Annotated in this window: 13 protein-coding genes; 3 read left to right on the forward strand and 10 right to left on the reverse strand. The window is 60.5% G+C overall.

Going from position 1 to position 11,862, the window contains the following annotated elements; translation table 11 throughout:
- Positions 1 to 64: 64 nt before the first annotated feature.
- The 10 genes from pstB to ARC78_RS15370 all read right to left on the reverse strand — a co-directional run bounded on the left by pstB (position 65) and on the right by ARC78_RS15370 (position 8,596).
- Positions 65 to 910 carry a phosphate ABC transporter ATP-binding protein PstB gene (pstB, locus tag ARC78_RS15325; RefSeq protein WP_241772766.1) on the reverse strand — a complete coding sequence of 282 codons (846 nt, stop codon included), beginning with the start codon at positions 908 to 910 and terminating at the stop codon, positions 65 to 67.
- 14 nt (positions 911 to 924) lie between these two features.
- A complete protein-coding gene (gene pstA / locus ARC78_RS15330; protein ID WP_082332067.1) occupies positions 925 to 1,854 on the reverse strand; it encodes a phosphate ABC transporter permease PstA in 930 nt (309 codons plus the stop codon).
- Complete coding sequence (gene pstC / locus ARC78_RS15335) at positions 1,854 to 2,798, reverse strand: phosphate ABC transporter permease subunit PstC (RefSeq protein ID WP_172675046.1); 945 nt, start codon at positions 2,796 to 2,798, stop codon at positions 1,854 to 1,856. Before pstC ends, pstA begins: the two co-directional genes overlap by 1 nt.
- Before the next feature lie 50 nt (positions 2,799 to 2,848).
- Positions 2,849 to 3,901, reverse strand: coding sequence for a PstS family phosphate ABC transporter substrate-binding protein (locus ARC78_RS15340; RefSeq protein ID WP_054658156.1), 1,053 nt, complete (start codon positions 3,899 to 3,901; stop codon positions 2,849 to 2,851).
- A gap of 78 nt (positions 3,902 to 3,979) precedes the next feature.
- Complete coding sequence (locus tag ARC78_RS15345) at positions 3,980 to 4,414, reverse strand: ArsR/SmtB family transcription factor (RefSeq protein ID WP_089153137.1); 435 nt, start codon at positions 4,412 to 4,414, stop codon at positions 3,980 to 3,982.
- A 188-nt stretch (positions 4,415 to 4,602) separates the two neighbouring features.
- Positions 4,603 to 5,673 carry an ArsO family NAD(P)H-dependent flavin-containing monooxygenase gene (locus ARC78_RS15350; RefSeq protein WP_054658176.1) on the reverse strand — a complete coding sequence of 357 codons (1,071 nt, stop codon included), beginning with the start codon at positions 5,671 to 5,673 and terminating at the stop codon, positions 4,603 to 4,605.
- 24 nt (positions 5,674 to 5,697) lie between these two features.
- The gene (gene trxB, locus ARC78_RS15355; protein WP_054658158.1) at positions 5,698 to 6,681 is read right to left on the reverse strand and encodes a thioredoxin-disulfide reductase; all 984 of its coding nucleotides are present in this window, start codon (positions 6,679 to 6,681) and stop codon (positions 5,698 to 5,700) included.
- A gap of 3 nt (positions 6,682 to 6,684) precedes the next feature.
- Positions 6,685 to 7,743 (reverse strand): ACR3 family arsenite efflux transporter, encoded by a 1,059-nt coding sequence (gene arsB, locus ARC78_RS15360; protein ID WP_054658160.1) that lies wholly within the window; start codon positions 7,741 to 7,743, stop codon positions 6,685 to 6,687.
- Between the two features lie 20 nt (positions 7,744 to 7,763).
- Complete coding sequence (locus ARC78_RS15365) at positions 7,764 to 8,255, reverse strand: arsenate reductase ArsC (RefSeq protein ID WP_057506594.1); 492 nt, start codon at positions 8,253 to 8,255, stop codon at positions 7,764 to 7,766.
- Positions 8,256 to 8,281: 26 nt separating this feature from the next.
- Positions 8,282 to 8,596, reverse strand: a complete 315-nt coding sequence (locus tag ARC78_RS15370; RefSeq protein WP_054658162.1) for an ArsR/SmtB family transcription factor — start codon at positions 8,594 to 8,596, stop codon at positions 8,282 to 8,284.
- A 40-nt stretch (positions 8,597 to 8,636) separates the two neighbouring features.
- Here ARC78_RS15370 and arsH point away from each other — a divergent pair, with 40 nt between their 5' ends.
- The 3 genes from arsH (at position 8,637) to ARC78_RS15385 (ending at position 11,539) form a co-directional block, all read left to right on the forward strand.
- Entirely contained in the window at positions 8,637 to 9,377 is a 741-nt protein-coding gene (arsH, locus tag ARC78_RS15375) for an arsenical resistance protein ArsH (RefSeq protein WP_057506595.1), read from the forward strand.
- The gene (arsC, locus tag ARC78_RS15380) at positions 9,374 to 9,793 is read left to right on the forward strand and encodes an arsenate reductase (glutaredoxin) (RefSeq protein WP_054658164.1); all 420 of its coding nucleotides are present in this window, start codon (positions 9,374 to 9,376) and stop codon (positions 9,791 to 9,793) included. The genes arsH and arsC overlap by 4 nt, the downstream gene beginning before the upstream one ends.
- A gap of 267 nt (positions 9,794 to 10,060) precedes the next feature.
- Positions 10,061 to 11,539 carry a SulP family inorganic anion transporter gene (locus ARC78_RS15385; RefSeq protein ID WP_054658166.1) on the forward strand — a complete coding sequence of 493 codons (1,479 nt, stop codon included), beginning with the start codon at positions 10,061 to 10,063 and terminating at the stop codon, positions 11,537 to 11,539.
- Positions 11,540 to 11,862 lie beyond the last annotated feature (323 nt).

An 11,862-nucleotide genomic window follows, 5' to 3' on the forward strand; every position in this document is an offset into this window, starting at 1 on the left:
CTCGATGATCTGGCTGTCGGTGAATCGGGACTTCTTCATGGTAGAAATTTTCCTTCGAAAACTTCTACTTCTCACTGCGCTGGTTTTGCGGGGGGATTACCATGTACTCGTGGGTCTTCTGCTCTTTCGGATTAGTAAAAAACTCCGCCGTAGGGCCACTCTCAATGAGCTGTCCCATGTGCATGAATGCCGTCCTGTCCGAGATCCGCGCAGCCTGCTGCATGTTGTGGGTAACAATGACGATGGTGTACTGCGCACGCAACTCGTCGATCAGCTCTTCAATCCGCGCAGTTGCAATGGGATCGAGTGCAGATGTGGGTTCATCAAAGAGAATGATCTCGGGGTTGGGCGCCAGCGCCCTGGCTATGCACAGACGCTGCTGCTGACCGCCGGACAACTCGAATGCTGACTTACCCAGCCTGTCCTTCACCTCATCCCAGAGGGCCGCTCCGCGCAATGCGCGTTCGACATGCTCAGTGACAACTGATTTGTTGCGCACACCGCGAATCATGATCCCTGAGGCCACGTTGTCAAAGATCGATTTCGGGAACGGATTTGGCTTCTGAAAAACCATGCCAATGCGCAGCCTCACGCGCATCGGGTCCACATCCGGCCCTACGATATTCAGGTTCTCCGGCATGAGGGTGATCGCGCCGGAGTACCGGTTGTTCGGATACAGGTCATGCATCCGGTTGAAGCAGCGCAGTAGCGTACTTTTGCCGCAGCCCGAGGGGCCGATCAGCGCAGTGACCTGATTGCTGCCGATCGACAGGTTGATGTCCTTCAGCGCGTGGAACTTGTCGTAATGGAAGTCAAGCCCACGAACCTCAGCACGCACCGTCGCATCGTGCGCGGGGGTTGAGGTGCGTTCGGCCACGGGAACCGGAATTGAGATGGTCGAGTGATTCATGTTGTCTCCGTGGATCACCGCAGGCGGCGGCGAAGGCGGTATCGCAGCCAGATTGCAAAGCCGTTCATCAGCAGGGTCATACCCAGCAGCACCAGCCCGGCGGCAGCTGCATTCACGTGAAAGCCAGCCTGCGGTCGCGACACCCAGTTGAACATCTGGATGGGCATCACGGTGAAGGGGGAGCTGAGCCATTCAAAACTGATGAAGGGAGCAGATGCCTGGATTGGTGATGGCGGCAGGAAGGCAATGAAGGTCAGTGCGCCGATGGTGATGATCGGCGCGGTTTCGCCAATGGCCCGCGACATGCCCACGATGGCGCCAGTCAGGATTCCCGGACGCGCGGCGGGAAGTAGAAAGATGCTGACGGTCTGCCACTGATCTGCCCCCAGCCCGAAAGCAGCCTCGCGGATGTCTTGAGGAATGGCGCGCAGTGACTCGCGGGTCGCGACAATGATGATGGGCAGGATCAGCAGAGCAAGCGTCATGCCCGCGACCAGGATCGTTTGGCCGAGCCCGAACATTTGGACGAAGAGGCCCAGTGCCAGCAGTCCGAAAATGATCGAAGGAACGCCAGCAAGGTTGGTGACATTGACCTCAATAAAGTCGGTGACCCAGTGCTTCGGGGCGTATTCCTCAAGATAGACGCCTGCGGCGACCCCCACCGGCACGGCAAGGACCCCGGTCACCAGCATGACAAGGCAAGTACCGATCCAAGCCGAGAGAATACCGGCAGACTCAGGTCGGCGAGAGGGGAAGTTGGTGAAAAAGTCTGGAGTGAGTCTGGCCGCGCCGTCGACTACGAAGTCGGCTACAAGCGCCATCAGAATGGTCAGGGTCAGGAACAGTACCAGCAGCCCGAGCACGGTGAAGCACAAGTCTGAAACTCGTGCGCGCCGTGTAATTGCAGCATCGTCAAGGCCCATGGGCTCGATGTGGTCGCGCATCAGTAGGCCTCCCGGTAGCGCTTGCGGAGCCAGAAGGCGAAGAGGTTGAAACTGAACGTAAGTGCGAAAAGCGTCAGTCCGGCGGCGAAGATGGTCTGATAGGCAATCGACTCATGTGGAAGATCGCCCATGCTCAACTGCACGATGTATGAGGTGATAGTTGCTGCACCCTCGAGCGGATTGGTCGCTATCCTGGCCTGCTGGCCGGCAGCGATAGCCACTACCATAGTCTCGCCGACCGCGCGCGACATTCCGAGCAGGTAAGCGGCGGTGACGCCCGAGAGCGCAGCTGGCGTCACCACCTTCAATCCGGTCTGAAGGCGGGTGAATCCGAGTGCGTATGCCCCCTCACGCAGCGAATCAGGCACGGCGCGCATAGCGTCTTCGCTCATGGATACGATGTAGGGCAAGATCATGATGCCGATGACCACCCCAGACACGAGCAGGTTGAAGCGTGCCAGACCCGGGATGAAGGATTGAAAGATGGGCGTCAAGAACAGCAGAGCGAAGTACCCAAAAGCGACCGTTGGTACGCCTGCAATGAGCTCGAGGAACGGCTTTACCACTTCGCGGAGTCTGGGCTTGGCGAACTCGCTGAGATACAACGCGAGAATCGTGCCGGCAGGCACGGCAACAACCAAGGCAATGGCCGTGGTCATCAGCGTACCCGACAGTAGTGTCATGATCCCGAAGTGCTTCTCTTCGAAGACGGGCGTCCACTGCGTATCGGTCAGGAAGTCCACGACGGACACCTGGGTGAAGAACTTCAAGCTCTCACTGAGTAGGACGTAGAGGATGCCGAAGGTGACCAGAACTGATAGCGCCGCTGCGACAAACAATACCAGGCGAATGCGTGTGTCGATGGCATGTCGGCGGCGCAAAAATGCGTCGCTTGGCTGAAGCGGGACAGGACCCACATCGAGGAAGGAACTACTACTTTTCATCAGACGGCCTCAGCCGGCGCGCACATCGCTGTGCGCGCCGACCATGATTGTCAGTAAACCAGCTTCTCTTTCAGCAGCTCGTCGATGGAAACGCCAATCTTCGAGCCAGTGAAGCCGGTGCCAATCTCCCGCTTTGCAAAGCGCTCGCGCATTGCGGCCAACGCGTTCTCCGGTAGCGGTACATAGCCCACCTCCTGCACCAATCCTTCGGAGTGCTTGGAGTCCAGATAGAACTCGACAAAGCGCGCGACTTCGGGCTTGGTTTCGGCGGCCTTCTTGCTTACGTAGATGAAGATCGGGCGCGACAGAGGCTGATACTGGCCAGAGCGTGCGGTTTCCACGCTGGGCGCGACCGCTTGGGCTGCGGCGTTGGTCTTGATGCCTACTGCCTTGAGCTTGCCGGCGTTTTCCTCGTAGTAGGCCAGACCGAAGAACCCCAGTGCATTGGCATCACCCGAGACTCCCTGCACCAGCACGTTGTCGTCCTCGGAGGCCGTGTAATCGCCGCGACTGGAGTGCTCCTTGCCAACGATGGCGGCGGTGAAATAGTCGTAGGTTCCCGAATCGGTACCTGCACCGTAGAGGACCAGCGGCTTGTCCGGGAAGCTCGGACGAATCTGGTTCCAGTTGGTGATCTTGCCCTGTGCTTCAGGCACCCACATGGCCTTCAGTTCGTCGACGGTGAGGTCATTGGCCCAGGTGTTCTGTGGGTTGACCACGACTGTCAAAGCGTCCATCGCGACTGGAAGCTCGATGTACTCCACGCCAGCGGCCTTGCAGGCTTCCTTCTCCTCACCCTTGATCGGGCGCGACGCATTGGAGATGTCGGTTTCACCGCGACAGAACTTCTTGAAGCCGCCACCGGTTCCTGACATGCCGACCGTTACGTTGATGCCGGCATTTTCTTTCTGGAACTCTTCGGCCATCGCTTCGGTGACGGGAAACACGGTCGACGAACCGTCCGTGCTCACCATGCCGCTGATCTCGGCTGTTTTGCCCGCCGCGGAATTGCCGTTCTGCTCCGAAGCGGCCGGCGTATTGGAGGGCGAGCACGCGACGATGGAGAGCGTGGCTGCCGCAAGAAGAGTGAGACGTAGATACATTGAGAATCTCCTATGTTCGGATGTTCTTGGGTGCTATTGGTATTTGCCCACCGAGCTCCCCAGCTGGATGGGGCAGGACTATTTGAAAAGTCTGGGCGGAGCCGGCACCTCCGCCACACAGTCGCAGGCAGGATCGGTCGGGTGCGGCTGAAGGCACAGCTCAGACCGTCCGCCGCAGCAGTCGTCGAGCAGGAATCCCAACAGCCCATGCATTCCGTCCAGGCAGGCGCGGTAGCGCACGAACCGCCCTTCGCGGGTTCCGCAGATCAACCCGCCGCGACTAAGCACTGCTAAGTGGTTGGAAAGCGTGTTGTGGCGCATCCCCATCATGTCGGTCAGGACTCCGGCCGTGAGGCCTTCCGGCTCGTGGTTCACCAGCGTGCGGAAAATCACCAGGCGCGCCCCATTGCTGAGTGCCGAAAGGGCATCCAATGCGTGGTCGATGGACATCGACGCGCTCAAGGAGCGTCGCTCGAAGTAATCGAAGTCCAGAACACGTTGGGGTTGGGCCATGGAGATTCTCCCGTTGCATATGTCGATATGTCGAGATATGTCGACAGATTGAGATGCTCCCCCTTCTGTATGACAACCTGATGACAGGTGGCTATTCAGATGACGATTCAAGAGGCCTCCAAAGCAAAAGTCCCGCCAGAGCGGGACTTTGTTGGGATACTGGCACCCCAGCGGATGTTCTTTGCCGACTAGCCACACGCAGCTGCGCAACAGGCTGTAACTTGTCTCACTACCTCCCGCGCATAACGGGTCACGCCGATCAGCGTGGCTGACGCGGCACCATTCCAGTCGCCATAGCCCAGCAGCCAGACCGATGGCTCTGCGATCGAACGAACCTTGGTGTCATCCACGTCGATCCGACCTTGGGCGTTGACCAGACCCAGTCCTTCCAGGTGCGACAAGGCCGGCCGGAAGCCGGTGCACCAGATCACCGCGTCGAAGTTGCGTTCGCTGCCATCTGCCCACTGCATGCCGGTGGCGGTGAAACGGACGGGTGGCGTCATGGAAACCAGTACACCGCGGCGCCGTGCGTCCACCACCGGCGGCACCATGACGATGTCGCCAAAACCACCCTCTGGAACATTCGGCTCGCGTCCTTCCTGCTGAGCCCTCCACTTCTCGGTTGCGCGTGCGAATAGAACGCGCCCGTCCACATCGTCGGCGAGAAAGGCTGGCTCCCGCTGGGTGATCCAGGTGGTCTCGGCCACCTTGGATACCTCGGCCAGAATCTGTGCGCCTGAGTTGCCGCCACCGATGATGGCCACGCGCGTTCCGGCGAAGGGTTCGGGATGGCTGTAGTGGGCCGAGTGCAGCTGCACACCGCCGAATGCGTCCAAACCTTCATAGCCGGGCGTGTAGGGACGCCGCCAGGTACCTGTGGCGCTAATCACTGCGCGTGTGTGCCACTGTCGGCCGTCATCTGCTTCCACCAGCAGCCGTTTCCCCGAACGGCTGATGCGTTCCACCTGCACGGGACGGATGACCGGCAGCGCATATTTGTGCTCGTAGCACGCGAGGTAGTCCAGTACTTCCGCCTGCGACGGGTACGGTTCCCGAGTGGCAGGCATCGGCCAACCGGGAATCGAGCTCCAGCCCGCCGGCGAGAACAGATGCAAGGATTCCCACGCATGCTGCCACGCCCCGCCAGGAGACGTTTCGGCATCAAGAATCACATAGGACAGCCCGCTGCGACGCAGGAAGTAACCGGCCGCCAGCCCGGCCTGACCGCCTCCAATTACCACCACATCGATGCTGTCCATCTGGACTTCCTCGCGCTGCAGCACTCAGGCGGCGTTCTTGTGCTGCTGGTCGGAGATATTGAGTGCATCCAAGTAACGCTCGGCGTCCAGCGCGGCCATGCAGCCGAAGCCGGCCGAGGTGATCGCTTGGCGGTAGTGCTGGTCGGCCACATCGCCGGCGGCGAACACGCCTTCCACCGAGGTCTGGGTCGCATTGCCGCCAAGGCCCGAGCGGATGTCCAGGTAGCCGTTGTTCATCGCCAACTGGCCGTCGAACAGCTGGGTGTTCGGGTGGTGGCCGATGGCCACGAAGAACCCGTGTGCATCGAGGTCGCGGGTACTGCCGTCTAGGGTCGACTTCACGCGCACGCCGGTCACGCCGGCCTCGTTGCCCAGCACTTCCTCCACCTGGTGGTGCCAGACGGTTTCGATCTTGCCGGCTTCAACCTTGGCGAATAGCTTGTCCTGCATGATCTTTTCCGCCTTCAGGGTGTCGCGGCGATGGATCAGGTAGACCTTGCGGGCGATGTTGGACAGGTACAGCGCTTCTTCCACGGCGGTGTTGCCGCCGCCCACCACTACCACGTCCTGGTCACGGTAGAAGAAGCCGTCGCAGGTGGCGCAGGCGGAAACGCCGCGGCCCTTGAATTGATCTTCGGTCGGGATGCCCAGGTACTTGGCGGTGGCGCCAGTGGCGATGATCAGCGCGTCGCAGGTGTACTCGGCGCTGTCGCCGATCAGCCTGAACGGGCGCTGGGACAGGTCGGCAGTGTGGATGTGGTCGAAGATGACCTCGGTCTTGAAGCGCTCGGCATGCGCCTGCATGCGAGTCATCAGGTCCGGGCCCATCAGCCCATGGGCATCACCCGGCCAGTTGTCCACTTCCGTGGTGGTCATCAGCTGCCCCCCCTGTTGCAGGCCGGTGATCACCACCGGCTTGAGGTTGGCGCGGGCGGCGTAGACGGCGGCGGTCCAGCCGGCCGGGCCGGAACCAAGGATCAGCAATGGAATGTGTCGGGTGGTGCTCATGGCTCAGCGGCTCCGTGCATCGGCAGGAAAGTAGCGTTTGCCCAGCCGCAAGGCGACGTGGACCAGCAGGATCAGCACCGGCACTTCCACGAGTGGGCCGATGACAGCGGCGAATGCGACCGGCGAGGCCAGGCCGAAAGCCGCGATGGCCACGGCGATCGCCAGTTCGAAGTTGTTGCCTGCTGCAGTGAACGCGATCGCGGTGGTGCGGGGGTAGTCTTTGGCGATCAGCTTGCCCATGAAGAAGCTGATGACGAACTGGATGATGAAGTACAGCGTCAGCGGAATCGCGATGCGTACTGCGTCCATCGGAATTCGCAGCACGTCGCCGCCCTTCAGACTGAACATCGCCACGATAGTAAACAGCAATGCGGCAAGGGTTATCGGACTGATTGCAGGCAGGAATTTCTCTTCATACCAGCGCACACCCTTACGCGCCTTCAGCCATCGACTGGTGAGGAAACCGGCCAGGAACGGGATGCCAAGGTAGATCAGAACAGCCTCGGCGATGGTCCAGAAACTAACATCGATGACGCTGCCCTGCAGACCGAACACCGGCGGCAACCAAGACAGGAAGAACCACGCGTAGAGGCTGAACAGCGCGATCTGGAAGATCGAGTTGAATGCCACCAGTCCAGCAACATACTGGGCGTCGCCACGGGCGAGTTGGTTCCACACCAGCACCATCGCGATGCAGCGGGCCAGCCCGATCAGGATCAGGCCGGTCATGTATTCGGGGTAGTCGCGCAGGAACAGCACGGCCAGGCCGAACATCAGGAACGGGCCGATGATCCAGTTCTGCAGCAGCGAGAGCATCAACACGCGCTTGTCAGCGAAAACCCGCGGCAGTTCTTCGTACTTCACCTTGGCCAGCGGCGGATACATCATCAGGATCAGGCCGATTGCGATCGGGATGTTGGTCGACCCTATGGAGAGGCTGTTCAACGCGCTGGGCGCGCCCTCGAACAACGCCCCCAGGCCGACGCCCAGCGCCATGGCGGCGAAGATCCAGAGCGTGAGGTACCGGTCCAGGAAGGACAGGCGGGAGGTATCAGTGGTCATGGCATTTTCCGGAAAGACGGTCAGTTGATCTGCGCGATCGGCTCGAGCTGGGCCTTGAGCGCGTCGCGGTCGTCCCATGCGTTGTCGGGGATGTCGAGGAAAGCCTTCAGGCGCGCCTTGATGATCTGATGCGCGCGATCGAAGGCTTCGGCCTTCTGTTCGTCCGAGCCTTCAACACCGGCCGGATCGAACAGGCCCCAATGCACCCGCACAAAGTCGCCAAACACCACCGGGCAAGCCTCGGCCGCCGCGCTGTCGCAGACGGTGACGATCAGATCCATCGGGGCGGCATCAGCTTCGGCGAACTCGTCCCACGACTTGCTGCGCAGGCCGTCCACCGGGAAGCCCTCGCGCTGCAGCTGGGCGATCGCGAACGGGTTGACACGACCGGCTGGTTGGCTGCCCGCGCTGAAGGACTCGTAGCGGCCTTCGCCCCATTTTTTCAGGGTCGATTCGGCCAACACGCTCCGAGCGGAATTACCGGTACACAAGAACAAGACGCGACGGGTCATTTGAGCGATCTCTAAGGTAGGGTTGGTCAGCAGCCAGCGGGGCGTTCGCAGGACTGTTCGTCGGCACAGCAGTTTTCGGTGAGGTAGGCCAGCAGCTCGTTCATCGCCACAAACTCGGCCCGGTAGCAGATGGTCCGGCCACGTTGCTCGGCGCTGATCAGGCCGGCAGCCAGCAGTTCCTTCAGATGGAAGGAAAGTGTGGCGCCAGGCAAGGCGAGCGCTTGGGCGATGTCGCCGGCCAGCTTGCCGCCGCTGCCGGCCTGCACCAGCAGGCGGAAGATCGACAGGCGGGTGGCATGGCCCAGGGCAGCAAGAGCGTGGGTTGCGTTTTTATGTTCCATGATTCTAGAATATTCGAATCGAATTGGCAGGACAACCCCCATGCAGCAGATTCCCAACGTGGTTCCGGGCGCCTTGGACATTCCTACGGCCGCCAAGCTCAGTGATCCGGGCGAGCAGCAGCATCGCCCGCGCATCCTGATCTTGTACGGGTCGCTGCGCCCGCAGTCGTTCAGCCGCAAGCTGGCGCTGGAGGCGCAGCGGCTACTGGAACAGCTCGGAGCGGAAACCCGCTTGTTCGACCCGCATGAGCTGCCGATGCTGGACTCGGTGCCAGCTACCCACCCCAAGGTTCAGGAGCTGCGCCAGGCCTCACTGTGGTCCGAAGGCCACGTGTGGGTCAGCCCCGAACGCCACGGCACCCTTACCGCTGTATTCAAGAACCAGATCGACTGGCTGCCGCTGGAAGAAGGCAGCGTTCGACCCACCCAAGGCCGCACGCTGGCAGTGATGCAGGTCTGCGGCGGCTCGCAGTCCTTCAACGTGGTCAACACGCTGCGCGTGCTCGGCCGCTGGATGCGGATGGTGACGATCCCCAACCAATCGTCGGTCGCCAAAGCCTGGCAGGAGTTCGATGACGACGGGCGTATGAAGCCATCGGCGTACTACGATCGGGTGGTGGACGTGATGGAGGAACTGGTCAAGTTCACTCTGCTGGTGCGCGGGCGCAGCGACTACCTGGTGGATCGCTACAGCGAGCGCAAAGGCGCTGTTGAAGCGGCGGCGCTGGCAGCCGCCGCAGGCGTGCTGGAAGCCGCGTTGAACCAAGAGGAAAGCGCATGAACGCTGTCATTTACCACAATCCGAAGTGCGGCACCTCGCGGAACACTCTCGCCTTGATTCGACACGCCGGGATTGAGCCCGAGGTGATTGATTACCTGACCAACCCGCCTAGCCGAGTGCGTCTTATCGAGCTGATTTCCGGAGCTGGCTTGAAGGTGCGTGATGCGATCCGGCAGAAGGGCACGCCGCATGACGAGCTGGGGCTGGGCGATGCCGCACTCAGCGACGATGCCTTGCTCGATGCCATGCTAGCGCACCCGATACTGATCAATCGCCCATTCGTGCAAACGGAGGCGGGTATCCGTCTTTGCCGGCCATCAGAAGTCGTACTCGACATCCTTCCAGCGGTGGACAGGCCGTTTACCAAGGAAGATGGTGAGGTGGTGATCGATCAGGAGGGAAGGCGCGTGGTCTGACAGTTCACTCGGCGTAACACCTTGGGATCATATGCCGTGCCTGGCGCTAGCGGTAGCAAATATGAGCGAGACGCACACCTTCCTATGCTCTGCTCCGCTCGCCAACACTTCGCTCTAGACTTACAATATCGATTCTCTAACCTGATGATCCACCAGCGATGACTCCACCCTGACGCCTGATTGAAGAGCGATCCAGACAGTAACGTCTGGAAAGGGTGCCTGTTTCCTTCGTTTGGCGCGCACTGCCGTGCGCGGAGATCATTTTCTATGTCTGCAATCTATCCCCTGCGCCAGCAATGGCTCGGCAATATCCGTGGCGACTTACTGTCCGGCATCGTCGTTGCACTGGCCCTGATTCCCGAGGCCATCGCGTTTTCCATCATCGCCGGCGTCGACCCCAAAGTGGGCTTGTATGCCTCGTTCTGCATCGCAGTCATCACCGCCATCGCCGGTGGTCGCCCTGGCATGATCTCGGCCGCGACCGGCGCCATGGCCTTGTTGATGGTCACCCTGGTCAAGGATCATGGCATCCAGTACTTGTTCGCGGCGACGATCTTGGCAGGCGTGCTGCAAATGATTGCCGGTGCTATGCGACTGGGCTCGCTGATGCGCTTTGTATCACGCTCGGTGGTCACCGGCTTTGTCAACGCACTGGCTATCTTGATCTTCCTTGCACAGCTACCCGAGCTGATCGGAATGCCTTGGCCGGTCTACGCGATCTGTGCTGTGGGTTTGGCAATCATCTATCTATTGCCGCTGCTGACCAAGGCGATTCCTTCGCCCTTGGTGGCCATCGTCGTCTTGACAGCTGCCTCCATGTACTTCGGGTTTGAGGTGCGCACCGTCGGCGACATGGGCGAACTGCCGGACAGCCTTCCGGTATTTCTGATCCCCAACGTGCCGCTGACCTGGGAAACGCTGCAGATTCTGCTGCCGGTGTCGGCGACGTTGGCGGTGGTAGGCCTGCTGGAGTCGCTGATGACGGCGCAGATCGTGGAAGACATGACCGAGACGCCGAGCCAGAAGAATCGCGAATGTGCAGGCCAAGGGTTAGCCAACACCGTCACCGGGTTCTTCGGGGGCATGGCTGGCTGCGCCATGATCGGCCAGTCGGTGATCAATATCACATCGGGTGGCCGGGGCCGGCTTTCCTGCCTGGTCGCCGGCGTGGTCCTGCTTTTGCTGGTGGTGTACGGCTCGGGCCTGGTGAGTCAGATTCCGATGGCAGCATTGGTGGCGGTGATGATCATGGTCAGCATCGGTACCTTTAGCTGGCGCTCGCTGCGTGAGTTGGCCATCCATCCGAAGAGCTCGTCAGTGGTGATGATTGGCACCGTGATAGTCACCGTGGCTACACACGACCTGGCCAAGGGCGTCCTGACAGGCGTCGTCCTGTCAGCAGTGTTCTTCACCCGGAAGGTTGGCAAAATGCTCACCATCGAGATGACCCAGGTAGACGCAGAGTCAAGCGTCTATGTGGTCAAGGGACAGGTGTTCTTCGCCTCCGCTGGCCAGTTCGTGAGCGGCTTCAACTATCTAGATGTTCCCAAGGACGTCATCATCGATCTGAAAGATGCGCACTTCTGGGATCTGACCGCCGTGGACGCTCTGGACCGGGTGGTAATGAAGCTGCGTGAGCATGGCGCGATTGTCGAGGTCTATGGTCTCAACGACGCGAGTGAGACGCTGGTCGATCGCTTAGGCAAGCATCGAACGCCGGGCGCCACGCTATCGTCTGGCCATTGACCGGCAAATAGGTGGGTGCCGCTAGGCACCCACCTAGAACCTTGTGAGGCGCGGCGTCAACTTTTAGCAGCGACGACTAAGTCTCCACCTACGTGCCTGCGTAATATCAATGGCTTAGCGCAAATCTGGCCTTGTTCGTAATGATTCCCTGCCGAACCTCAAGCTGCGCAGCGTGGTCTGTTTGAAGCGGTCGATGGCAGCGAAGGTCCAGGCTTCAACGTGCGCGTACGGGATTGGAAGGGACGTCCGGGCTTGTGATCCCGCTTACTGGGAGGCCCGCGTCACCTGGTGTTGGTCCGCTTTCGGCCTATTCTGTTGAAAAA

This window comes from Stenotrophomonas pictorum JCM 9942, from assembly GCF_001431585.1.
Classification (GTDB): Bacteria; Pseudomonadota; Gammaproteobacteria; order Xanthomonadales; family Xanthomonadaceae; genus Stenotrophomonas; species Stenotrophomonas pictorum.